The sequence below is a fragment of the Bythopirellula goksoeyrii genome (assembly GCF_008065115.1).
In the GTDB taxonomy this organism is placed as follows: domain Bacteria; phylum Planctomycetota; class Planctomycetia; order Pirellulales; family Lacipirellulaceae; genus Bythopirellula; species Bythopirellula goksoeyrii.
On sequence record NZ_CP042913.1, the window covers coordinates 4,394,828 to 4,420,419 of the forward strand.

Annotated in this window: 15 protein-coding genes; 12 read left to right on the plus strand and 3 right to left on the minus strand. The window is 50.8% G+C overall.

Translation table 11 applies throughout. The features are described from left to right. Nucleotides 1–6: 6 nt before the first annotated feature. Nucleotides 7–3,561, minus strand: coding sequence for a hypothetical protein (locus Pr1d_RS17420; protein WP_148074717.1), 3,555 nt, complete (start codon nucleotides 3,559–3,561; stop codon nucleotides 7–9). Between the two features lie 444 nt (nucleotides 3,562–4,005). On the opposite strand from Pr1d_RS17420, the gene Pr1d_RS17425 reads away from it, so the two are divergent. The 5 genes from Pr1d_RS17425 (at nucleotide 4,006) to Pr1d_RS17445 (ending at nucleotide 12,006) form a co-directional block, all read left to right on the plus strand. Next, nucleotides 4,006–7,794, plus strand: a complete 3,789-nt coding sequence (locus tag Pr1d_RS17425) for a CotH kinase family protein (RefSeq protein WP_210417757.1) — start codon at nucleotides 4,006–4,008, stop codon at nucleotides 7,792–7,794. Nucleotides 7,795–7,962: 168 nt separating this feature from the next. Then, nucleotides 7,963–8,676, plus strand: a complete 714-nt coding sequence (locus Pr1d_RS17430) for a polyphosphate polymerase domain-containing protein (RefSeq protein ID WP_168205313.1) — start codon at nucleotides 7,963–7,965, stop codon at nucleotides 8,674–8,676. A gap of 13 nt (nucleotides 8,677–8,689) precedes the next feature. Continuing rightward, nucleotides 8,690–9,382, plus strand: a complete 693-nt coding sequence (locus Pr1d_RS17435; protein WP_210417758.1) for a DUF4956 domain-containing protein — start codon at nucleotides 8,690–8,692, stop codon at nucleotides 9,380–9,382. 394 nt (nucleotides 9,383–9,776) lie between these two features. After that, nucleotides 9,777–10,676 (plus strand): PEP-CTERM sorting domain-containing protein, encoded by a 900-nt coding sequence (locus Pr1d_RS17440; RefSeq protein WP_148074720.1) that lies wholly within the window; start codon nucleotides 9,777–9,779, stop codon nucleotides 10,674–10,676. A gap of 244 nt (nucleotides 10,677–10,920) precedes the next feature. Further along, on the plus strand, nucleotides 10,921–12,006 hold the full coding sequence (locus Pr1d_RS17445; protein ID WP_148074721.1) for a sugar phosphate isomerase/epimerase family protein: 1,086 nt from the start codon (nucleotides 10,921–10,923) through the stop codon (nucleotides 12,004–12,006). A 228-nt stretch (nucleotides 12,007–12,234) separates the two neighbouring features. Here the strand turns inward: Pr1d_RS17445 and Pr1d_RS17450 are convergent, their stop codons facing one another. Further along, the gene (locus Pr1d_RS17450; protein ID WP_148074722.1) at nucleotides 12,235–13,743 is read right to left on the minus strand and encodes a sulfatase; all 1,509 of its coding nucleotides are present in this window, start codon (nucleotides 13,741–13,743) and stop codon (nucleotides 12,235–12,237) included. A gap of 54 nt (nucleotides 13,744–13,797) precedes the next feature. Then, entirely contained in the window at nucleotides 13,798–16,437 is a 2,640-nt protein-coding gene (locus tag Pr1d_RS26345) for a sulfatase-like hydrolase/transferase (RefSeq protein WP_238476529.1), read from the minus strand. Between the two features lie 309 nt (nucleotides 16,438–16,746). On the opposite strand from Pr1d_RS26345, the gene Pr1d_RS17460 reads away from it, so the two are divergent. The 7 genes from Pr1d_RS17460 (at nucleotide 16,747) to Pr1d_RS17490 (ending at nucleotide 25,177) form a co-directional block, all read left to right on the plus strand. Further along, entirely contained in the window at nucleotides 16,747–18,849 is a 2,103-nt protein-coding gene (locus Pr1d_RS17460; protein ID WP_148074723.1) for a DUF5010 domain-containing protein, read from the plus strand. Nucleotides 18,850–19,507: 658 nt separating this feature from the next. Next, nucleotides 19,508–20,605 (plus strand): hypothetical protein, encoded by a 1,098-nt coding sequence (locus Pr1d_RS17465; RefSeq protein ID WP_148074724.1) that lies wholly within the window; start codon nucleotides 19,508–19,510, stop codon nucleotides 20,603–20,605. Nucleotides 20,606–20,790: 185 nt separating this feature from the next. After that, nucleotides 20,791–21,804 carry a DUF1559 domain-containing protein gene (locus Pr1d_RS17470; protein WP_148076435.1) on the plus strand — a complete coding sequence of 338 codons (1,014 nt, stop codon included), beginning with the start codon at nucleotides 20,791–20,793 and terminating at the stop codon, nucleotides 21,802–21,804. Nucleotides 21,805–21,893: 89 nt separating this feature from the next. Then, nucleotides 21,894–22,970 carry a DUF1559 domain-containing protein gene (locus tag Pr1d_RS17475; protein WP_148074725.1) on the plus strand — a complete coding sequence of 359 codons (1,077 nt, stop codon included), beginning with the start codon at nucleotides 21,894–21,896 and terminating at the stop codon, nucleotides 22,968–22,970. 152 nt (nucleotides 22,971–23,122) lie between these two features. After that, nucleotides 23,123–23,554, plus strand: a complete 432-nt coding sequence (locus Pr1d_RS17480; protein ID WP_168205314.1) for a hypothetical protein — start codon at nucleotides 23,123–23,125, stop codon at nucleotides 23,552–23,554. A gap of 169 nt (nucleotides 23,555–23,723) precedes the next feature. Next, a complete protein-coding gene (locus Pr1d_RS17485; RefSeq protein WP_168205315.1) occupies nucleotides 23,724–24,731 on the plus strand; it encodes a DUF1559 family PulG-like putative transporter in 1,008 nt (335 codons plus the stop codon). Beyond that, on the plus strand, nucleotides 24,731–25,177 hold the full coding sequence (locus Pr1d_RS17490; protein WP_148074728.1) for a hypothetical protein: 447 nt from the start codon (nucleotides 24,731–24,733) through the stop codon (nucleotides 25,175–25,177). Before Pr1d_RS17485 ends, Pr1d_RS17490 begins: the two co-directional genes overlap by 1 nt. The last annotated feature ends 415 nt before the right edge of the window (nucleotides 25,178–25,592 follow it).

The following is a 25,592-nucleotide window of genomic DNA, read 5'->3' on the forward strand; positions in this document are numbered from 1 at the left end:
GAGTTGCTAGAGATCGAGAAATTCTCCAGGTAATTCTTCCAGAGAATCCAAGAATCCGTTCGACTCTTCGTAAGATGAAAAAGCTTCGTCATAGGTCCTTAACTTGAACTCGACTTTTTCCGCATCATTTGGCACAGCATTGCGAGCTAGTAAGCGGAGCGTTTGGTCGTTGATCGTTGCAACTGTTGGAGATTCGGTCTCTGGGCTAAGGTAATGTGGTTCGACGTTTGGCTGGTTATTCTTGGTCCACAGGACCATGCCTGCGTCTCTCGCCACGATCTGCTCTGCCACATCTGAGGCATCCGTCGCACGAATTGGTTCAGGGACCGCACTCGCAGAAAGACTATCTGGCTGCTCAACCGTTATTGGCGGCGGGAGCATGGCCCCAAAATTTCGTTGCCATACCAAGAAATCAGCCCCATCGACAAATCCATTTCCATTGCCATCTGCACCTGATCCAGGGGGAGTAGTAGTTCCGTAGGAGTCCGACCATTTGGTCAAATCATCCCCATCGACGACTGCATCCTGATCGTAGTCGCCGGTCAAAGCGGGAACTCCGACCAAGCCGAACTCCGTCGTTTCAAGGTATGCCCCGGCGTTGCCACGTCCATCAATTGGCGTAATGCGAATCTGATAGGTGCCCGATACCAGGCCACTAGTATCCCAAGTAGTTTCGTCAGACCACGTACTCGCTCCTGCCCCAGTGTCATAGCCACTTTGGGATGCTGGGCTCGCATATTCGTAAACCAGACCTACAGAATTCCATGACAAACCACCGTCGTTGGTCCATTCGATTTGAATGTGATTATCCTCTTGCACGGTCCATTGGTCCATCAAGCCGCTTCTCCAATCGTCAGTCATTGACCAAGCGACTCTGACGGTGTTCTGTGGCGAATTGATCGTGGCCGAGGCCATTTCCAACTCCGGTGCTGCCAAGTCACCAAACGCGTGCAGTAGCCGTACCTGATCAATCGGGATGTGATTGCCTGTGATCCGGATATCCGCTCCGCCGTTCTGGCGATTTCCAAAGAATGCGTCGTCCAAATAGAACCGGGCGGTACGCCACTCGCCGCTGTCCTCAAGCGAAATCGGGCTGGCCACTTTATAGGCCGCAATTGTCGAATCGTATTGAATGTTAAGGTTTCCAGAACCAACGTCTTGATAGACCACTTCGACAATGGCGTTCAATCCCGCATGAACCTGGTTGGCAAAGTTGTCGTCAACTCGCAAATACATGTACAGCGATAAAGGCGTCCCGGTGAGTTGCCTAACGCTGCGACCGCCGACGTCTGTGGCCAAGGTCTGACCGTCGCCGGCGAACTCGAATTGTTGTAAGCCGTTTACGGTATTCGAGGATCCTAGATCGACATCCACCGACAACATGCTCTCCTTGATTACTCGAACGCGGCGAACGAACAGATTTCCGCCAATCTTCTCCAGCAGAAAATCAGCTCCTCCGTTTTGATTGTTGCCGAAGTAGGCGTCGGAAAGTTGGAAGCGGTGGGTTCGCCACTGACCACTACCAGTTAGTACGGCGGGTTCGGTTGCCTTTTGGGAGTCGGTCGTGGAGTCGTATTTAGCATTGAATTGTCCTGGACCTGAATCGAGATACTCGACCTCAATAGTAACGTCGCGACCGTTGGTATCTTGCAGCAAGAAGCTATCGTCTACCTGAAAGTACAAGCGATTGTCTAAGGAGTAGATCGCGTCGAAAGACTTTCCATCAACGGAGAAAGTAGTAGTTTGAATTTGGCCATCGGGATTATCGATGGCTGCAAGTCGATCACTGCCGGAACCCTGCCAAACGGCCTCCCCACCGACGTTCGAACGATTTTCAAGTTCGGACTCGGTAGGAATAGTATCGTTAATCGAAACCTTTTTTTGCAGGGCCTGCTTGGCTGCTCCGGTCAGCGCCATCCACCAATCGTTGGGCATCGGGTCGCTCACCTGGTAGGTCAACGGGTTTCCACCCGAATCCATGTCCGGCGCAGGTGGATCGTCGCTGGCAGGGATGAGGTTGGTCCCTTCGTCATACTCATCGAACATGCCGATGAAGTACCAGGGGGCGTCGGTCTCATTGGCGGCGTCGCTGATCATCCGCCAATAAAAGTTTCCATCTTCGCGATCGCGTGAGGTAGCAGTACTACTGTTCTGCAGGTGAGTCCAAGAGAATCCCGGGAACACGTGAGGGACGTGTTGTGTTACACCGTTCAGTCTTGTTTCGTCGGAGGAGTAAGAGTTTCCACCCTTCCAATATCCTTGCCAGGGGATATAAGCATCGTGGAGGCCGGCGTTTGCGATTTGTGATCCTGATTCAGTATGTCTGCCCGCTCCGACGACGTACACTCCCCGCGAATGGAAATAGTTAATCAGGTCGGTCTGTTGCGCAGTGGAATAACTGTTGCCGCTGCTAACATAGAGGCCAAAAATTGTCACGACTGGCATGCCATTCTCACGCTGATAGTGCGAGTCGTTGAGCATGTCGAACCCATCTGGGTCGGTTAAGTATTCCCAGTCGTCTTTGACCTGTTGAATTACAACGTCACGTTGAGAGGTTGTGCCACCGTTCTGAATGTCGTACTCGATTGCCCATGTGCGTCCTTCGCGATGAGCTGCATCGCGAGCGTTTACCACTGGCCATTGCGGCTCGCCAATATAGGATCCGTCAGGTTGCTTATACATGAACGATCCACGAAACCGTTGCACCAAAACACCGTCGATGTCGTGCTCGCGCATCCACTGAAAGTGGCGATTAACGACCGATGAATTGGCCGAGGAGAACAAGTAGGCTTGTTCTCCGCTAGCAGTAGCTACCCCCGGCACAGGAAAGAGTTCGCTCTGATCGTAGTCGTTCGCATCGGGCCACTGCTCAATGGACCAGTCGCCTGGGTGCCCCCAATGGACATACCCTTCGTCCGCGGCATCGTTGGGTGTGTTAAACCACCCCTGATAGCCGGCGAGGACTTTTCCGGTAAGCGTCGACGCATCCACCTCTCGGCTTGGCCCCGCGTAAGGTGCCTCCCAAGGGGGGGACCAAACCCATTCCAGGCCGCTGTCCGGGAAGGGTTGGTCGGACAACTCTACCGTCGAAATCGGAGCGCCGCTGGTGTTCACGCGAAAATCGTGACCATTGCCTCCGTTTGCGAACTGGACGTTCTCCAGTAAGTGGTAAGAACTGACAAACTGCTGTGTGTCGATGCGGCTTGAACGAGTATGGAATTCTGTATCGTCAAAGTTGTCGGTAAGACTGTCGTACTCAACCTTGAGCTTTCCCGAACCTTCGTCGAAGTAGTTGACCTTCAGGTACATCGAGTCGCCCACTTGGAAACCGGGAAAAGCTGCCGGGCTCGTGTTGTAATAGAGGTAGGCGGGACCAACATGAACGTTGACACCATCTCGCTGCCCGGCGACCCATGTTCCGTCACCACTATTGGAGGAGGGCGCATTGAAGGTCACGGTTGTGAGTAATAGCCGGTCTTCAAGCTTCTCGAAAGTTGTCCTGCGATCAGCTAAACTAGGCGGGCTTTTACATTTGGACCTCTCACGCGAGTTCTCGCCCATTCTCTCTCCAATCTAGATCTAGTAGTCGACAAGTAGCCAGCAGACTAGATTATACCAAAATTGGTACTCCATGGAAGTTTTTGGCGATTTTTTTATGGGAAAATTGCAAAAACAACCCTAACTAGATCTTAATGTCTAAAGCTTGCTAAATATACCAATACTGGTACACTAAGGAATGCTGGCCATTTGTTGATGTTAGAATGGCCGTAATAGATCAAGCGAACTCGCAAGTTGGTGGCAATTCCTTTTTTACCTTATTCTCTTCTGACTGTGTCCAATGGGTCGACCGATAGCTCCCTGGGCTTCTCGTCCCGCATGGCGTGCCATTCCTCCCATTTAGTTTTAAGTGATGGAACGACTACCAAGGTGGTCTTTCATGGAAGTAGATAATTAGGCAATTCTAGATACTAATCAGGACATTAAATGGGTCTACGAAATAGGAAATTGGTCTTCGAAACCCTTGAGTCTCGGGAGATGCTTGCGGCAAACCCTATCATCACCGAATTCATGGCGTCCAACAGCAATACGCTGGAAGATGGTGATGGCGCAACGCCCGATTGGATTGAGATCTATAACAAGGGAGATCAGGCCCTCGATCTCGCCGGGTATCGGTTAACCGACAACGCTACTGATACCAACAAATGGGTGTTTCCCAGCAACGTGCTTGGATCGGGTGACTTTCTGACCGTTTTTGCATCGGGAAACAATACACCTGATTCGGCAGGCAATTTTCATACAAACTTTTCCCTTTCGGCCGATGGCGAGTATTTGGCCCTCATCGATCCGTTTGGTAGTGTCGTTTCCGAGTTTGGCATGAATGGAATCGATTACCCAGCACAGATTTCAGATGTGTCTTATGGCTTGGCGATGGATACTACTCTCACCAACGCGGTCACCCCCGACAGTAGTGCTCGATACCTGATTCCATCCAATAGCGCTGTCGATTCAATTTGGATGGACCCTAGTTTCAACGACTTGAGTTGGCAGATTGGAACAGCAAGTATTGGCTACGAGAATTCGCCTGCAGACTATGCGGGTCTTATCCAAACTTCGGTGCCCCAGGGGACAGCTTCCGTCTACGTGCGGATGTCTTTTGCGGTTCCCGACACAGATACCATCTTGGACAAGCTGCAGATGAAGTATGACGATGGGTTCATCGCATACATCAATGGCTTTCGAGTCGCTAGTGCAAATGCACCTGCCTTGGGAGCATACAACTCCGTCGCCACCGGCGATCACCCGGATGGGCTGGCGGTGGATTACGTCAACTTTGATCTAAGCCAATATTCTTCAACACTGAATGTCGGAGCCAATACGCTCGCTATCCACATGCTCAATACGAGTAGCGGCAGCTCAGACCTGCTTTCGGTCTCCAACCTGGTTCTCACCTCGGGCGGCGTGATCGAGCCAGTGGTGATAGGCAGTTTGGCCTCGCCGACACCCAATCTGCCGAATACCAATTTACGTGCTTCCGATGTTCAATTTTCAAGAGCGGGAGGGATTTTTGTAAACTCGTTCCAACTTAATATGACTGCCGCGCCCAATGAATCGATCCGCTACACCACCGATGGTACGAACCCCGACATCAATTCACCGCTCTATACCGGAGCCTTTACGGTAAATTCGACCCAACAGATTCGAGCTCGCGCGTATGGCCCCGTGGGACAAGTTGGCAATAATAAAACCGAAACCTTCGTCAAGGCCTCCTCGTCGGTAGGTAGTGTGACCTCGGATCTCCCGATCATCGTCCTGGAAAACTTGAACCGGGGAATCCCCGACCGAGAATTTCAGGACTCCACTCTGGCCTTGTATGAAGTCGATCCGAATACCGGACTAAGTTCCTTGGCAGCACCCGCCGATCTCACTTCCGTCATCGGCCAACATCGACGTGGAAAAAGCACCTTCGGCCAGCCGAAGTTAAATCTGCGAATCGAATTGCGCGACAACTTTGGTGAGGACCAGAGCGAATCGCTGCTTGGCATGCCTTCCGAGTCGGATTGGATTCTCTACGCACCATGGACCATTGATCGAACCATGGTGCGACACGCCTTAATCTACGATCTGAGTCGTCAGACCGGCACCTGGGCTCCGCGCACTCGATATGTCGATGTTTATTCCAACTACGATGGTGGTCAACTCACGGATAATGACTATGTGGGCACCTACGTTTTGATGGAGGTCATCAAGCGAGATTCTAATCGCGTTGACATCTCTGAGCTTACTCCCACACAAAACTCCGCGCCGGACATCAGTGGCGGCTACATTCTTCAGGTTGATGAACCCGAGCCGGATGACGCTAGTTGGGATTCCGCACGAAATTATCCTTCGGGGAACAGTCAATTCATCCATGTCGAACCAGAACGAATCGACATGACACAGGCCCAAGTCGACTATATACGCAATTATATTGACGATTTTGAAGACGCACTTTTCGGCCCCAATTCCACAGATCCAAATCTAGGCTATCAAGCCTATTTTGACGCCGAAGCTGCCATTGATTTCCATCTGTTCAATGCTTTTTCAGGCAATCCCGACGCGTGGCGATTGAGCACTTATCTGACGAAGGACCGAGGCGGTAAGCTGGCCTATGGACCACTTTGGGATTTCGATCGTGCGATGGGCCCCGATGAAGATGATCGAACCGAGGATCCCACCAAATGGATGGTGGATGAAGCCTATTTCTGGGTTACTCAGTATTGGAACAAGCTCTTTCAGGACGCCAACTTTGAGCAACGTTGGGTCGACCGCTGGCAAGAACTTCGTCAAACCGTTTTTAGCGATGCCAATCTCCGGGCCACGCTTCAAAGCCATACTGATCAACTTACCCAGGCCCAAGCTCGCAATGCCGCCAGATGGGGCAGCGGCATCGCGCCCAACGGAGGGCCTCTGGCCGACCCAGGCCTGACTGGCTGGGAAGGTGAGATTAGCCATCTCGAAAATTGGTTGGTCCAGCGAGCGAACTGGATCGATACTCAGACTATATCACCGCCTACGCTTGGTCCTGAACCTGGCAACGTAGCTGTCAATACTCACGTAACTCTCTCTGCGCCGGGTGCAAATATCTACTACACGCTCGATGGAAGCGATCCACGGGCCGATGGCGGGGGGATTAAACCTGGAGCCATGCTTTACAACGGCTCCATTCCAATTAGCCAAACTACTGAAATAACCGCTAGAGCAAAAGGCTCGGGCGATTTCTTCGGTGGTTGGAGTGGTCTGGTGAAGGGGCTCTATTCCATCGAAGTCCCCGCGGATGCAACTAATCTACGTATTACGGAACTGCAATATCACCCAGCAAATCCGACGCCTGCAGAGCTCGCCATGGCCCCAGGGATCGAGGACAACGATTTCGAGTTTGTCGAATTGCATAACATAAGCAACGACACGATCAGCCTCAATGGCGTGAGATTCATGGAAGGAGTATCGTTTGACTTTAGTACGTCGAATGTCACTACAATTGCACCAGGCGCTACGGTTGTAGTAGTCGAAAATGAAGCCGCATTTGATGCCCGTTATGGCAATGGGATGTTGATTGCAGGGAAATATACGAACGATTTCTCCAACGGTGGTGATCATGTTGTTCTTGTCGATAGCAATGACCAGATTATCCATGACTTTACCTATTCCGATGATGCCCCTTGGCCAACGAGTCCTGATGGAGGTGGACCTTCTCTAGAAGTGATTGATACCGCTGGAAATTACAATAGTCCGAGTAATTGGCGAGCGAGTTCCGGAAATGGTACGCCAGGGATGCAAACGGTGGGACAACCGGGCGATTATGATCAGGACTTCGATGTGGATGGCGCCGACTTTCTAGCTTGGCTTCGGGGATATGGAACTTCCTACGATGGAAACCATCTTAGTGATTGGCAATCCCATTATGGCGAGAACACGGCTACAGTCTCCGCGCTAATAGGGCTTACAGAAAACAACTCGCCGAATTACTCATCCGAGTTGAGCAGCGAAGCATCAATAGGTTCTCTTGGCTTTATCTCGCTGTCTATCGCCTCGCCCCTCTCCTCTGGCCCAGAAAAGGCAGAGCTTGAACATGCTGCCTCGGTCGATCTCGCAATTGAACAATTACAGCAGCCCGCCACATCCAATTTCTCGCTAGAGCAGGCGATGATTTCAGCCAACTCCGCACAATCCAAAGTCTTTGAGACCATAGATGACCGGCGAACTGACGACGAATTCTGGGACGCCGTTTTGGAGGAAGATTTTACAATCCTGTAACTCGCTTGAGCAGAGGACTGATTAGCATTGGATCGAGGTTGCAAATAGCCTTGCGTTGCACAGATTTCCGAGTCATTGTTTGGCCTAGAGAAATTGGAGCTTTTTGCTGGAACTGAGAGACATTGCACCTACCTACAGATGCCCATTGTCCAAAAAACATTGAATACCATGGATCCGATCAGCCTCGCTGAGATGGACTCCCATGCGTTAATGAATCGCATTGATACCAAGTATGTTCTGGGCATTGCCCATCTGCCTGAGCTATTGGAGAGCATCAGGTATTCCTACCGTGTGCTGTGCATCGAAGCCGTTCGGCTTTCTCCCTACAGTACGCTGTACTTTGACACACCCGGTCATGAGTGTTATCGGCAACATCATAATGGAAAGCTAAACCGACACAAATTCAGGATTCGCCAATATCAATCGTCAGGGACATGTTTCCTGGAGGTGAAGGCGAAGAATAACAAAGGCCGGACCAAGAAACAGCGAATTGCAATTGACAGATTTGAAGAATCACTTTCTCCCTCGTCGCGCAGTTTTATCGAAGCAGTTACCGGATATTTTCCCGAGCTGATCCCCCAACTATGGAGCTCCTTCTCCCGAATCACACTGGTCAATCGCAATCAACCTGAACGTGTTACCCTCGATCTTGATCTTGCATTCAGTGATGGCGATACACGGCGCAGCATGCCTAATATCATCATTGCAGAAGTCAAACAGGAGTTCGACGATCGCCGCTCACCGATGCGAGAGCATCTACGCCGACACCATGTTCGGCAGATGCGAGTGAGTAAATACTGCCTGGGTACGGTACTTCTCAAGCCCCATTTGAAATGCAATCTCTTTAAATCCAAGCTCCACTCGATTAGCAAAATTGCCTGAACTAGAAGTAAATATGAACGACGCATCGTTATCCCGTGCTGAAATAAATATAGAATACCTTGATGTTCCGTACTTCGACGACGATATCTTCAAGTTGCTCTTTCGATACTTGCTCAACTTCGTTGTGGTGACGGTAATCGTACGATTCGTTTACTACAAACATTCAAACAATAAAGACTGCCTATTCACCTTCTTCATGATCAACACGATGGTCTTCTTCATTTGCTTTACGCTAAAGAAGTTCGATCTGGGATTGGGGATGGCTTTGGGCCTTTTCGCAATCTTTGGCATCCTGAGATACCGTACCAGCACGATTCCCATCAAGGAAATGACTTATCTCTTCATGGTCATCGGAGTGGGTGTGGTCAACTCGCTTGCCAACAAGAAAATGAGCTATATGGAATTGGCATTTACCAACCTCACCGTCATGGGCTTGGCTGCTGTGTTGGAAAACATATCCTTATTCAAGAGTGAAATGCGAGAAACGATTGTTTATGAGAAGGTGGATCTCATCCGACCTGAGAATCACGCTGAGCTAGTGGCCGATCTTGAGAAGAGAACTGGTTTGAAACTAAGCCGCCTCGAATTGGGGGAAATAAACTTCTTGCGCGACACGGTTTCTATCGACCTGTATTATTATCCGCACGAACAAGCCCGACCACGGGAAGACTGTATCGAAGTCACCATGAGAACCCCGAGAGAATAACCCGAAACACAGGTGCTCAATGGCAATACAGACGGCTGTTTTTGTTGACATCTACACATGGTCCAAACCTGGTGTAGTTCCAATTGAATGAAATTGCAGTCGAATCGGTAAAAATTGGCTATTTCCCTGAGAATCCCCCTGAAAAATATTGACAAGCAGACCAATATTGGTATAGTGGGACTTGTTCATTGCTTCTTCACTACTTATACATGTACTTTTCGACGAGATCCTGGGCTGACGGTTAGCTAGGAATATTAAGACTTTTCGTGCTGATTAGTTCGACGTGATTTGCCAAAAAATAGTCGACGTGCGAGGAATTCTGTAGTTGACGTAGCACTATTGGTTTAGTGTCAAACGAACTACTTTTTTACTTTTTTGCGAGGGAGATGAGCTCATGAAAAGAGCAAGTTTATTGAGTTTAGTGGCCGTCTTGGTGATGGCTGGCCAATTGACCGCCGCAGACATTCGTTACCAGACGAGTGGCGACTGGTTTGCTACTGTGGCTGTAGATGGATTCGGCTGGCAGGCCCCCGGTCTGCCTGGCGTTAACGATAACGCCCGATTTAATTGGGGCGGCAACACGGTTACGCTAGCCGGCGCTGCTCCAGATGTTAGGAGCCTTCAAATAGGCGTGGATGAGAGCGGTACACTGGAGGTCAATAACGGTGGAGTAATTTCCACCACCACCAGCACAGGAAATGGAGATGTGCTTGCTGGAAACAACAATGCCAACGCTACTGGCACGCTGACCGTTAACGATGGTGGAACTGTGAATGTCGGCAGAATTCTGTGGGCGGCAAACAACAACTCTACCGGTTTTATCAATATCAACACTGGTGGAGTTGTTAACGTTGCGAGCCATCTGTGGTGGGGAGTTACTGGAACCGCTACCGTAAACATCAGTGGAACTCTCCAACAAAATGGTGGTATTCTCGGACTGGGCACGAGTAACGCTTCTACTGCCTCTGGCGGTACTGCCACAGTAAGTATTTTGGACGGCGGGCTTATGGCGCTGAACAATATTTCCGGAAATCCGGGTTTGCCCTCAATTCAGGCTGGATCGAGCATAGATATTAGCGGCTCCGGTCAATTGACCCTTCCTGGTGATTTTGAGGGCCTGCTGAATGAGTACGCAAACGCAGGCAAGATTGTTGGTGATGGTGGATCGACTGCACTGACGATCAACCAGACTAAGAACCCTGGCTTCACCACAGCTTACATCGTCCCAGAGCCTGCAACCTTGCTACTGCTGGGCCTAAGCCTTGGAGGAATCTTGATCAGCAAGCGCCGCTAATCGAGAGTGGTTCCTTGGACGTGGCCAAGCCATAGTCTGAAAATCGGGTTGAACTAAGCTATGGCGTGGCTTAGTTCAACCTTTTTTCTTCCTCAGCTTTCTCTGCGAGCAATTTCTGGCGAGTCAGCATGATTGATTCACTGGCTTATCAAGTGCACCTTACAACTAGCAGTCGTCGAATGAAGCTCCAGGAAAAGTTTCAGGTTACTGGCTGAATAATATTTGGCATAACGGAGTACACACCATGAGACGTCGTGACTTCCTCTATCGTACAACAGCACTCCTGGCAGCGACTGTCATTCCGAGCCGATTTCTGGCCGCCAACTCCGGTAAGACTTTGAGAGTGCCACTTGGGCTGGACGGTTACTCGCTGAGGGGAATGAAGTGGAAGGCGACTTCGCTGATCAAGTTTGCCGCCGAGCAGAAGCTTGATGCTGTACTACTCAATGGCCTGAACTATTTCAAAAGCCTCGAAGACTCGCACCTGCTAAGCCTAAAGGAGTTAGCAAATAAGGCCAATATGCGGATCTATGTTGGTGCTGGAGGAATATGTGAAAGGTCGGCCTCCTTCTCAAATGAACATGGCGATGCCAAGATGCTGCTCGCGAAAGGTATTCATGTCGCCAAGACGGTTGGTTCACCTGTCGTCAACGTCCGAATTGGAAGCATCAACGACCGCTACAGCGAAGGGGGTATCGAATCCCGAATCGCCGAATCCATCAAGGTACTCAAAGCACTCAAGAGCCGCGCTCTGGACGCGGGTGTAAAATTCGGCTTCGAAAACCACGCGGGCGACCTGCGGTCAGAAGAAGTACTGGCTCTGATTCAGGAAGTTGGCACCGATGTATGCGGCTCGATGTTGGACCCTGGCAACGCGCTGTGGTCCATGGAAGATCCGATGCAGCACGTTCAGACGCTGGGCCCCTACGCGGTCTGCAGCAGCATTCGTGACTATACGGTGTGGCAGTCCGCAGAGGGCGCTACGTTTCAATGGACCGCCATCGGCGAGGGTTTGATGGACGCTCCAGCGTATGTCAATCACCTGGCAACCCAGTGCCCTGGGGTGCCGCTTTTCGTTGAAACCATTTCTAATAGTCAACGTCCGATCCCGTATCTGGAAGACGAATTCTGGGAAGGCTTCCCCAACCTCAAGGCGAAAGGAATCATCGGCTTCTTGAGGCTGTGTCGTCAGGGGCACGCAATGGACGTTGATAAACCTGAAGCTGGCGCTGACCAAGACGAATTCGATCAACAACATCAACGATCGCAATTCTTGAAGAGTATCGCGTACTTGCGAAAACACTGTGATGCGGGATTAGCGCAACCATGACTGGCGCTACCTAATTACAACCTTCGGCATAAGGATCGCATGTGTTTTCCTCCATCACCCGTCGTGATGCCCTCAAGAAATCTTCCTGGACTCTCCCGAGACAAACGCAATCCTAACACGGGATTATCGAGCCGAGTCTCTCTCGTCGACTGCCGATCGCGTCTAGAAATCTGCCCCAACAACCTTGAAATCATTCTGCTCCGACAGTAGCAGTGAATCTGGCAATACTTATGGAGCGGCTCGCTTCTTGGGGGCCCAATCAAAGTCTTCTCCCTTGATCACGAGCTTGATTTCACCTCTGTTCGGACCGGGTGTTGCAAATGCCTGCGGAGCGGCCGCTTGCAGCTCTCTCTTGATGTGCTTGTATTCTGGATGCAACGCCAAGTTGTCCCATTCGTTCGGGTCCTGCTTTACGTGATAGAGCTCTTCGGCATCATCCGCATAGTGGATGTAGCGCCAATCTTGATTCATCATGGCATATTCTCCCGGTTTCATCCCCGGCAGCAGAATGTCGCGGTCCTTCGCCAACGCCGGATCCTTCAACACCGGCGCCAGTGAGACGCCGTCGCGAGACATCCCATCCGGCACGGCACACAACTGGATCAGTGTAGGAAACATATCCATCAGACTGACTGTCGCATTCACCTCGACCCCTCGAGTAATGCCAGGACCCGACCAGATGAACGGCACATTTGAAGTGCGCTCCCAGAGTGTGTGCTTTCCCCAGTCAAATTTCTCGCCGTGGTGATAGCCATGGTCGCTCCATAGCACTACGATCGTGTTGTCAGCATTTGGCCCCGACTCGATCGCATCGAGCAACCGCCCCAGCATTGCATCAGCGTAGGAGATGCATGCAAGATAACCAAGTATTGCATCATCAACCGCCCCCAGCCTTTCCAAGCGTTTGTGATGAGCGGCGCGTGCCTCTTTCGCCTTGCGTATCTTTGGCGGTAAGTCCTCCAGATCGTCGGTCCGAGAAGGAGGCAATTCGATTTTGTCGGGATCATAGAGATCAAAATACTTTTCTGGAGCATAATTAGGGAAATGTGGGGCGTAGAGTCCGACTGCCACGAATACCGGCCTGTTATGTTTCTTCCTCAATAGATCACAAGCCCACTCAGTGCGAATGGTGTCGGCCATCTTCTCCTCATCTTCATTGAGTACTTTGCCCCACTCCAAGAAGAATTCATTTGCTGGCTTTCGGTCGTGATTGAAAATGCTGTTAGGGTAGGGAATTGGTAAAGCGGGGTCATCCACAGTCCAGCTCTCGAGGGGCCAGCCTCTGTTCTTCTGCTCCTCGTTGCGCAGAAAGAACTCATCCCAACCTCGCCGATCGACGAATCCAGCCGGATGGTGAAACAGCTTTCCTGCACCAAACGTTGCGTAGCCGCCTTCTTGCAGAACTTTCTGCAGCGGGATGATCTCCGGATGATCGTGGAAATAGACCTGTGTTGTGTAGCATCCCGTGGTGCTGGCATGTCGTCCCGTGAAGATGGCAGACCGCGATGGCGCGCAGAAGACTCCAGCCGTGTGGGCATTAACGAAGTTGACGCCCGATCTCGCCAGACGATCCATATTCGGCGTAACAGCTTGTTCGTGGCCCAACGCCCCGACCCAATCGTTCATATCGTCCAACGCGAAAAAAAGCACGTTCGGTTTCGAATCTTCGGCAGATGCCGACACGGAAACCGCAAACAGAAGTTGGATACGAATCAGGGTTTGAAAAAGCTCATTCATGAGTGCATTGACTTTCGACGAGTGTGCAGTTCTGAAAAAATGTCAAAGAGCAATTTACGGAATTTCCTTCGTCCTTGGAATTTCCCCGCGGAGCATTTCTCCTGCCTTGCCGACGAGTCGGAGGTAAAAATCACTTGGCAAACCTTCATAGGTAAGGAACTTCCCTCCGTTGCCTGTCGGTGGCTGGTTGGTGCATTTTAAGATCGCCGTTCCTTCGTCGACTTCGTCGAACATAGCTACGTATAGCATTTCACAACCCGCTTGCTTTGCACCAATGGCCTGCGACCAGAGAAACTTCCCCTTCTGCCTAGGAATGGAATCGAGGTCGCCACCATGAAGATTGTGCCAGCTAAAGCCAGGAAAGACGACTGGCATGTAAGACAACTCGTGCTGGTCGCACCACCGTTGGTCAGGGCGCCAGTGCTTTTTCATATGCTGGGCAACTTCTTCTTCATTACGGTACCTACCAACCGTCCATGGGCTAATCACGTCAGCCAATTTGAGAGCCTCATGCAGTTGCGGATCCGGAATCGCATCTCGTTCTAATTTCCGCCAGCCTGTGGGAACGCCTAGCATCACCGAGAAGCCGTCTTCCTTTAAGGATTCGATCAGTTCTCGACATTCCGCAAGCGAGTACTCGCGAGGCTTGCTTTTGCTGCCAAAACCCATGCCCCAAATGGCAACGATCGGTTTTCGATCATGTTGTTGGTAGGCCGCGTCTTCGGTCAGTCGCATTTCGCTGCTCAGCCTCTGCCAATCGTCACGAACGTTTTTCACTTCGCCAGCTTTCAATCCGGAGAGATCGTACATTATCGCAAACGAGCGACCTGTTTGCTCGGCTCCTTGGCGGACATGGTCAAGCACAGTGTCATAGTTTTGCAGCACCACTTTGTCCCTCAATCCATTGGCAAATCGCTGGAGAAATACTCCGTCAATTCCATAGTCCTGCATCCATCGAAAGTGCCTCAACACAGTTTTCCGATTATTGCTACTGAAGACCTTGGCTGGGCTGCCGTCGGTGTTCTCAAAACCGGTGTCGTACAGTTCATCCGGATCAAACTCGGACAAGTCGGGCCACAGATCGACGGTCACGTTCCCCGGTGCAAAGAGTTGTTTACGATTTCTCGCCCAATGCTTCCAACCAAGCTGCGCACCGTCCCCTTCGCAATTAAACCACCCCTGATAGCCACACATGACTTTGCCCGTGAGCGTGCTACGATCGACGGCGACGCTGCTAACATCGCTTCCGGAGTCTCGACTATTTCCCTCTTCAACCGTCTGATTCAGGTCCATCGTCAGTTGGGCGACGATGTCTGGATACTGCAAATACAGATTTGTTGTCTCACCAGGATCATCGGCAAGATTGTAGAGTTGGCCTGACGGACCACCTGCCACAGGTTCGATGAGTTTTGGTTTTGAGAATCCCCCCGAACCAAGTTGGGTGATTAGCTTCCAATCTCCGCTACGGATTGTCATCATCGAAGGCAGGCTACCAGCACGCATTACGAACTGATTGCGAACGGAAGTATCGTCTGCAGATTGACCGGTTAGTGCAGTCAGGAAATTGAAACTGTCGGGACCGGCACCCTCCGGTAGTGGGACTCCCATCACGGAAGCAAAGGTTGCCAGAAAATCGGTGAAGCATACCAGTTGATCGCTAACAGTGTCGCTCTTGACTCGCCCTGGCCAGCGCACAATCAGTGGCATGCGATGCCCCCCCTCCCAAGCATCCGCTTTCATCCCACGAAATTCCCCCGTAGCGTCGTGCCCCAATCGTTCGGAATCCACGTCGTACCAACAGGGACCGTTGTCGGAGGTGAAAACCAGCAGCGTATCGTCGGTCATGTTGGCTTCTTCAAGCGCTGTGAGGACTCTGCCTATCTGGGCATCGACCATCATCACAAAATCACCGTAGGATCCTGCGCCACTCTTACCGGCAAAATATTCCGAGGGAAGCCAGGGAGTATGAGGAGCCGGATACGCGAGGTAGAGCAAGAGGGGCTTGTTACCATCGTTTGACGCGTGCTCTTGAATCACCTGGATCGCTTCGTCAGTGAACCGAGGTAGCACCTCATGTAATTTAAGATCGGGAGCAATTCCACCTGCTCGCCAAAACTCACCCTGATTCGAATGCCAACCTGGACTGTGGTGGCCTGCGATCTTGTCGGTCGGCGGCGCGACGGCCTCGTTGCCTCGAATATAGAAATAAGGTGGGATATCTGTTGAGGCTCGAATACCGAAAAACGAGTCGAACCCGCAATCAGTAGGACCGCCGGGTAAAGATTTGTCGTAACCGTTCTCTTGGAAGCCAAGATGCCACTTACCGACCATCGACGTATTGTAGCCCGCAAGTTTCGCCAAGGAAGCGATCGTCAACTGATCTGGTTCAATCAACGGCTGCTCGGGCCAGCGCGACACATCCGTCCGAAATGGGTAGCGCCCTGTCAGCAATCCATATCTCGACATGTGACAGAGCGGTCCAGGCGCATGCGCATCGGTAAATCGCATTCCATCTCGAGCTATCGAATCAATGTTCGGTGTCTTAATTTTCGAATGCGGATTGAAGCACCCGGGATCACCGTAGCCCATATCGTCAACCAGAATCACTACGATGTTCGGGTTATCTGCAGAACTACGGACGCAGCAGATCACTAACAAGCTTGTGCACAAGAGTCTCGAGAAAACCTGCGACATGAGTTTCTATTCCTTTGTTTTCCTGGAAGTATCCGTTCTTAGCTTTTACCGAATTCTCGCCATTTGATTAGCCCGCTCGCAGGTCTTGTCAGAAAGTGATGTGTATAATCAAACCATCGGAAACAACACGCGTTCTTTCCCGAATCTGGGCGACAGCCCGACGAATGCCTGCGCCAATTTGGTGCTCTAGGAGAATTTCAAGCCAAACCTTGACGGATAGACCAATATTGGTATAGTCAGGGTATCGGCTGTCTGGCTTCTTATCAAGTGGTTTCTGTGACCTAAGAACATACGAGAGATGGGGATTTTATGATTCGATGCTTCCAAGGGACATTGCCCCTCTACCTGCTACTTGGGTTTACTGGAGTTTGCAGAGCGGATCCTACGGTCGGAGTCTATTACTACCCTTGGTGGGGGGCCGGTCAAGGTGGACATACTTTTGATCAGACACTGCGTGCCCATACAACGCCCAACACCCAACTGCCCGCGGTAGGGCCTCAATATAGTAGCCGAGACGCGAACGTAATTTCAGCGCACATCGACCAAAGCCACCTGGGCAACATCTCAATGTGGTCGATGAGTTGGTGGGGGCCGAATTCGTACGAGAATCAAACCATCCGCAACAACATCCTTCCTCATCCCCGTGCGTCGGAACTCAGCTATACGATTCACTACGAGACGGGAGGCCGCCTAGGGAACCATAACAACCCGAACTATTCAAACTTGATCCCTGATTTCCAGTATTTGGCAACAAATATCTTCAGTGATCCCAATTATATGCGGATCGACGGTCGCCCAGTCGTCGTAATGTACCTGAGCCGTGTGTTCTTCGATGACGCCGCAGGAGCTACAGCCCTAAACAATATGCGTACGACGATGCAGAATCAGTATGGCTACGATCCCTACATCATTGGTGATCATCTCTTTAATTCCGTATCGAGTGGTGTAGCAAATATGGACGCGATAACTAGTTTCGATGTTTACGGACAGGTCTTCGGGGATGGTGTAGTTAATCAAGCAAAAATTGATCAATTAGATCAAATCTATTCTTCAGCTAAAAATGTGGCCAACAACGCTGGGGTCGCCTTTGTTCCTGGTTTGGCACCAGGCTACAACGACAAGGCCGTCAGACCTGGGCATCCCCCTGCCGCCCGGTATTTTCCGAGTGAACCATTTGGTAGTGCTATGGAAGCCATGCTTCAAGATGCAGTCCTGCCAAATACAGATGTGAATATCAACGATCTGATTTTAGTGAATTCGTTTAATGAATGGCACGAAGACACCCAGATCGAAGCAAGCGTAATAGGCCCTGCCACGAATACCGACGATACGCCCGGAGGAATGGAACTTACGGAAGGTAGATTCTATGAGGGCTATGGAAATAAATATCTTGATATTCTCCGCAACGCAACGCAAGCAGCGCCGACAACGCCAGCAGAAATTCGGTGGGGACGCGGTACCGCAACAGGTATGTTTGTCGGGAACTATACGGACCTGGCCAACTGGAATGCGGATGACGTGACTCCAGACCCACCGCGTATCCCCGGTCCTAGTGACAGGGCACGAGTTGATCGGTCTGGCACGGACATGACGTTCAACTCAACGATCATCGCCAATGATTTCTTGTTTGGCGTCGACGAGGCCGGGCAGACGTTTAATCTTGAGGCAGGTGCGGATGTGACCCTCGCATCGAACCTCTTCGTCTCATTTAATAGTGGCGATATTGGCTTCGATGTCCAGACAGGTGCCTCGCTCATTGTTGGTGGTAATTTCTTGCTCGGTCAACACGACGGCAAACAAAACGGCCAGCAGTTCATGAATGATGAAGATATCACGGTGACAATTGCTGGCATGGTCGACAACATTGGGGATGTCATTTTGGGTGATCGGTATGGGCTCCTTCCTGCCACGACTTCAATGGATGTGGATGTCTTGCTCGACGTTACGACGGGAACCCTGCGCACGTCGGATATCAAATTCGCACCGAACGGAGACTTAAGCACCTATCTCGCCCCAGCGAACAGTAACACGATGGGAATTCAGATCGGCGACGACGGCCTGATCGTCATCGTCGGCTCGGACTCAACCGCCAAGATTAATAACTTGATTGCCGATGGATTGCTCTATACGAACAGTGCAACTGGCACCATCCAAGTAAGTTACGACGGGACAGATACCTTGGTCCAAGTCGTGCTCGCGGGAGATTTCGACGGAGATGGTGATGTCGACGGGGCCGATTTTCAAATGTGGCAACGCAACCCTGGTGTGGGGAATTTAAGCGACTGGCAGAACAACTATGGCGTCACCGGAGCCCAAACTGCGCTGAATAGCGTTCCCGAGCCCACAACTCTGGTTCTTATGCTTGCCAGTGCTCTCATCCTGAGTGGATCTGACCGCCGTCAGAATATGTGATCCCTCTCTTTGCTGAGAAAAGTAAGTATTTGCCTTGATTCTAAGTATATTTTGGAGGCTGTTGTGGACAGGAGGATGTTTTTGCCGTTCACCGGCTTCTCGAATCGAATGGAGCTACATCAGGAAATTTAGGAATTTCAATGGGCAAACGCTTGACACATAGACCAGATTTGGTATAGTCAGGACTGAACGCGGGGGTGGCACTAAATCCAGCCACTGAATTGACCGGGCTTTTCAGGTTATTCAAGAACTAGACACTTGGGCCATCGCATTCGCGAAAATGCCGGATCAGGCAATAAGATTCTAAGAAGATTTCAGTTTTTATACGCAACTTAGTTCTTTGGAGTTGAACGAACTTACAGAGAGTTTACTAAATCGCGATTGGCTATCGGGGCAGATTAGCGAACGCGAAACGTGGCGAAGTAACGCCGGCCGACTTTGGCCTACGTCGCTTGCCATGGCTTTTCGAGAAGTAGAGGAGGTGCCAAGCCAATGTATGGCCGTGTTTTTCGCTTTCATGCGAAACTCCCAATCGTATCTTCACTTGGCGAAGCATTGACTTAGAGGTTTGATTGGGTTGTACGAAGGTAGTTGCAACGCAGCTAGCAGAAGTTGTGCGAAATAAGACGAATTACTTTTTTTTGAGGGAGATGCTTTGATGAAAAGAACAAATAATGTGTGCGTATTAGCAGTTCTTGTTGTGGCTGTCCTTACGATGGCTAGTCAATCGAGGGCCCAACAGACTCTTCGATATAGGACCGGCGGTGCATGGGAAAATGTCAGTGACGGAATAACTCCTGGCTGGGGCGTCAATCCTGATCAACCTGGATCAAGTGTCCCGGTCGCCGGTGATGAAGCCCGAGTAAACTGGGCAGGCAGTACAGTTACCTTGGACTATGCGGCTCCAGCTTTCGAAAGACTTCTCATAGGCGTTGATGAGGCTGGGACCATGGAAGTCAATGGTGGCGGAGTCCTTTCAGCAATCCAAGATGTGGTTGTCGGAAATAATAACTTCACCGAAGGTTATATGGATGTAAATGATGGCGCTACGGTGGACGTTGGCAGGATTCTATGGGTTGGCAAGGGGGGCCCCAATGACGGTCCGGGTGACACACTCGGTTACCTTAATATCAACAGTGGTGGAGTGGTGAACGTCGCGAACCATCTATGGTGGGGAGTGAAAGGAACTGCTGAAGTTAATATTAGCGGAACTCTCAACCAAACAGGAGGCATTCTCGGTCTTGGCACGATTAATGCTCTTGATTCGGGAGCACAAGGCGGCACTGCAGTAGTAAACATCCTCGACGGCGGACTGATGGCTTTGAATAACATTCATGCAGGTGGGACTCAGAGTTCAATTCAGCCTGGCTCGTACATTGACATTTCTGGATCGGGCCAACTCACTCTACCCGGTGATTTCGTAGGAGTTCTGGAAGGCTATCGAGATGCCAGCAAATTATACGGCAATGGCGTTCCCGGGGCTGTAGACATAGCCCTCAGTCCTGTTGTAGGTGGCCCCGGTGACTTTAACGATGACGGCGTTGTCGACGGAGCGGATTTCTTGGAATGGCAACGCGACACAAATGTGGGCGCCTTAGCCGACTGGCAAACTAACTACGGTACAACAGGCATGCAGACTGTCGTCACCGCGATGTCTGCCCCAATCATTGCAGCCGTTCCAGAGCCGGGTGCCTTAACATTGATGCTCACCAGTGCCTTAGCGTTGAGTGGGTTTAGAAGAAGATCTTTTAGGTGATTCCAATGCAAACCGTGAATCTGTCCCAGAGCCTTTTTCATCACTCGACCGTGGGTGTCGGCAAGGAATACTTGGATGGATTCAGCTGCGACTTGATTTGACGAGGGGTGCTTTATTTGGGTCCTTCGTATTGATGTTGTATTACACTTGGCCTGTTTATTTATCCTTCATTTCGCCGGAGTCGAATGATGAAACCGAGTTCCAATCGTAAAATGGCCTTTACGCTTGTAGAGCTACTGGTAGTGATCGCCATCATTGGAGTATTGGTTGCTCTACTATTACCAGCTATTCAAGCGGCCCGCGAAGCGGCGAGGCGCACTACATGCGTCAACCAGCTCAAGCAGATGGGCCTCGCCATGCTCAATCATGAGAGCGCGACGGGAGCATTCCCTACGGGCGGCTCCGAGCCTTGGCACGATGAGGGCGATGCATCGGTAAGTTTTGGCAAAGGCTATGGCTGGATGGTGCAAATACTTCCGTATGTCGAAAATGCGGCATTGCAGAACCTATCGAAAGGATATGGTGCTGGAGATGCGCAGCGCGATCGAGTCGTCCGTGGAACTCCGGTGCCACTTTACAATTGTCCGTCAAAGCGTGGAATCGTGATTAGCTACGAAGGGACTTTAGAGAATCCGGATGCCTGTCTAGAGGGATGCGCACTTACCGACTACGCCAGCTCGACGCCTGCCAACCTACTTGATGTCAGCCGTCCCAGCTATGATCCGTGGTTCTGGCAAGGCATCACACATGGCGACGTGCTAAGTGCTGCCCAACAAGAAATCAGATTCAAGAACAATAAATATCCCGTCAGCTATCAGGGCGTGATCGTGCGGACAGGAATGTCAGATCCTTGCAAAACAAGGAACATCACCGATGGTCTCTCGAATACGATGGCGCTTGGCGAGAAGCGACTTTTTACCAACTTATACCAGATTGGAGCTCCGTACGATGACATCGGTTGGACCGATGGCTGGGACCCGGATATTGTTCGTTACACGGGCTACCAACCAGGCCCGGATATAGAACAGCCTGCTAAAGAGCCACAGGGCTATGGGTTTAACTTTGGCTCCTCTCACCCAGGCGGGTTAAACGCTGTCTTCGCGGATGGCCATGTGACTCAAATCACCTACGATATCGACTTAATCGTGTTTAATGCCATGGGCGATCGTCAGGATGGTTTGGTCGTGGATTACCAATAGTAGGCTACGGTCGTTTCGCATTAGTGGAATTGAGTGGCGGCCCGAGATCATCACAGATATCTGGATGAAACTCGAGGAGAATTACCTTGATGAACAAGAAGCTGATCGGGAGGGTTCATCATGGCTCTCTAAAAAAGCAGACGTCCGGTGAAAGCGCCTTTACGCTGGTCGAATTACTAGTTGTGATTGCAATCATCGGTGTACTCGTTGCCTTACTACTGCCTGCTGTCCAAGCAGCCCGGGAAGCAGCGAGGCGAATCCAATGCTCAAATAACCTTAAACAGCTTGGATTAGGCGCACTTAACTATGAGTCGGCGCGTGGCTACTTCCCTATCAGCTATGGGACTGGGTGGGACAATGCCGGGGGTATTGATCAACCAGGGGCAGGCTGGATACTGAGTACACTTCCATACCTTGAGCAGCAGTCCCTCTATGATCGTTTTGCTGCGGCAAGTGCCTTCGAGGGGAAGATGCCAAAAACTAATATCTGCCCAGATCGGCCGCCACGGCCCCGGAACGCAGGAATTAGCTCAGCTCCGGCTTGTGATTTAATGGAGATTCAATTGGCTTCCCTCCATTGCCCCAGCGATGACGCTGAAACCGAAGAAGAGATTCCTCCCAATTGGGCAAGAAAGGTAGCAACTACAAGCTACAAAGGGGTTTTGGGAGATACCTGGCTGGGCTCTTCGGGTCAGTCGGGAAGCGTCTTTCACAACAACAGCGCTCGGTATCCTAGCGGCAATTACGACACCATCGACCCAAGATATTCGGCGAGCAATCCAAGAGATTGCCACCACGACACGCGCTGCCGAGGGATTTTCTTTCGTCAAACACTCCAAGAACCTATCAAGATTGGCTCGATTAGCGACGGCATGAGTAACACTGCCATGGTTGGCGAGGATATTGTTGCACTCAATGGTCATTCCGTGGCCTTCTACGCTGATGGCGACTGGAACAGTTGCAACATTCCGCTCAACTATGGAACGAACACTCCCAACCCCACGGCGTTTCGCAATGATTGGTCTAATGCTCGTGGTTTCAAGAGCAGGCATCCTGGTGGGGTACAGTTTGTTTACGCTGATGGTTCGGTACATTTTCTTGATGATGCTACTGACCATGGTCTCTTTCGCGCGAGTTGTACGCGGAATGAAGGAGAAGCACTGTGATTGGACCTCAGCATGGGCCTGCGCGGTGTAGTAGTTCACTCTACAAGAGTGTTGGGTTCAGTTCACAACCTTACGCAAGAGTATTTGGCACGACCAGAAGCTTGACGCCTCCCAAGCCGATTTGGGGCGAAACATTTGCTGGGACCATTCGCTTGAGCCTCGTTTTTCTTGCATTGTCTCTAGTTGGGTGTGGACAACGATTGCCCTTTGTCTCGGGAAGCGTGGCGTTGGATGGTGAACTTGTGCGTGGTTCTGACAACTTGCAGTGTATCGTCCTTTTCTTCCCCGCGAATGGAAATGGTGCCCCAGCGATTGCGAATGTAGACGGATCAGGCAAGTTTATTCTGGAAACAGGCTCCACCAAGGGTGCCCTAGAAGGAAAGTACGACGTGGCGATCAGCGTGTCCGAGATTACTCCCAGTAAGGATGGGGGGAATCCCCATATTCGACAATTGGCTGCAGAAAAGTACGCGGACCCAAGCACATCGGGTTGGACTGTTGAGGTTGTTCCAGGTTCGAACGAATTTGATTTTGCAATTGAGAAGGGAGACCAGAATCTTAGGCGGTCGAATAAAGATGGATAATGAACGATGAAATTGCCTTTTAGGTAGCTCGCCAATTCTTGAGGACCTGGTTGCGGTGACTGTACCCGGTAGCAGTTTATTTGGTAATGGTTGGAGACTCAACTCACTGGCAAGTCTGTGTGTTGCCTTTCGTTTGCTGACGACAAACAATATGAACGGGACTGCTTCGATGAATTGGAATCTTTTCAGCAATCTTCAAAAAGACTTTCGCCGAAAGCGGCTGCAAGGCACAGAAGGTTTTACACTAGTCGAATTACTAGTGGTGATTGCAATCATTGGCGTGCTAGTAGCGTTGCTGCTTCCCGCTGTACAATCGGCACGTGAATCAGCTCGGCGATCACAATGCCAGAATAACTTGAAACAGATAGGATTGGCGACTCAGAATATTCAGAGTGCGAGGGGAAAGCTGCCTCCCCAGTTTGGTTGGTTCGGTAGCGAAGAGAACGGGAGTTTCGGCACATTCTTCTTCCACCTACTGCCATATGTCGAGCAAACAAACCTCTACGAAGTATCGCGCATCGAGACAACTGTCGACCAGGACTACCCCTGTAGTTACACCCAACAACAGGGTTCACACGACAGTCGACGGCAACTGGGATGGCAATCTGTCGATGTGTATAATTGTCCAACGGACTCTTCTCAGCCTTATGTCGAACCAAACTGGGGGTGGGGCGGGAGTTGCTACGCATCTAACTTCCAAGTCTTTGCCTTTAATACCGATCCAGCGAGATTGACTAATACGTGTCACGAGCGGAATCTTGCTTACTGGCGGGGTGAAGCGGAGCTCGGCAAGACGATCGGCGATGGCGTTTCGAACACGATCTTTTTCGCCGAAAAGTATGCCAATTGCAATTCGACAGGTCCATATCCGGCTGGCAAGGCCGATGGTGGAACCATGTGGGCACGCTGGGACTGGCTTGACTATTGGCAGCCAACCTTTGCCGCTTTTATCCAGGGCAATCAGTCGATGTTTCAGAGCAGTCCGTGGCCGCACGAACGAGAGAGTCTTACAATTCCAGGTCCTTGCAATCCACGACTCGCCCAGTCCTCGCACCCGGGAGTTATGAACGTCGGTATGGGCGATGGTAGTGTTCGGACTCTTCAGGAAGGAATGAATGGTGATACATGGTGGGCATTGTGTACGGCCAATGGCTCGGAAGTTGTGGAAGTACCTTGATGGCAAACAGCATTCTAAGTAAAAGCCGTATTTCACTTCGTCGACATTGGCCAACATTCGTAGCCATCCTGCTCCTTAGTATGGTGACGGGTTGTGGGCCAAAGTCCGCGAGAATCTCTGGCAAAGTGACCCTTCAAGACGTGCCGATCACGACTGGCACCATCGCCTTCATCAGCAAGAATGGTAAAGTAACCTCCGGAAACATCGAAAATGGAAACTTTGTAGTAGTTGGGGCCCAGGTCGATCCCAACACATCGGTAACTGTGACCTCCCACACTCCGTCCCCAATGATGCAGCCACCTCAGGGTCCCATGAAATCTGTATCCGACGAGCCGCAGCTAAAATACGTACCGATCCCAGATCGATATGGCAATTCAGATTCCAGCGATCTCAAGTGCGAGGTGGTTGAGGGTGAGCAAAAGATCGATTTCGATCTTCAGCCATGAATTTCCATCTGATATGCTATGAATTCAATAGCGTCTGTGCTGCAAGTCACTTTTCACTTCCCCATCGTATAGAAATGCAATGGCTTGGTTTTTGTCTAGTACGAATTTGGGAAGGTATAGCACCAAATTCAGAGTCATACCGGAAGAAGTACCTCTTTTGAGCCTTCTGAAACTGTAAGTAGACTTCTCTCTCTTAAGGTTACAAGGGAAAGATTTGCAAAACTAGAAAGACGTCTTTCCTTCTATCTTTTTTTCATACTCCCCCTACCCCACTACACGAAAATACTGCCGAGTTTTGGCAACGAATAACAAGCCTTGCAATCCTCGAAAGTTGTGGATCACTGGTATTTATAGCGGATTAGGCGTTCTTGCGTTTTGGCGTCGGTGGCTTGAGTGCGAAACCTCTAAATGGGAG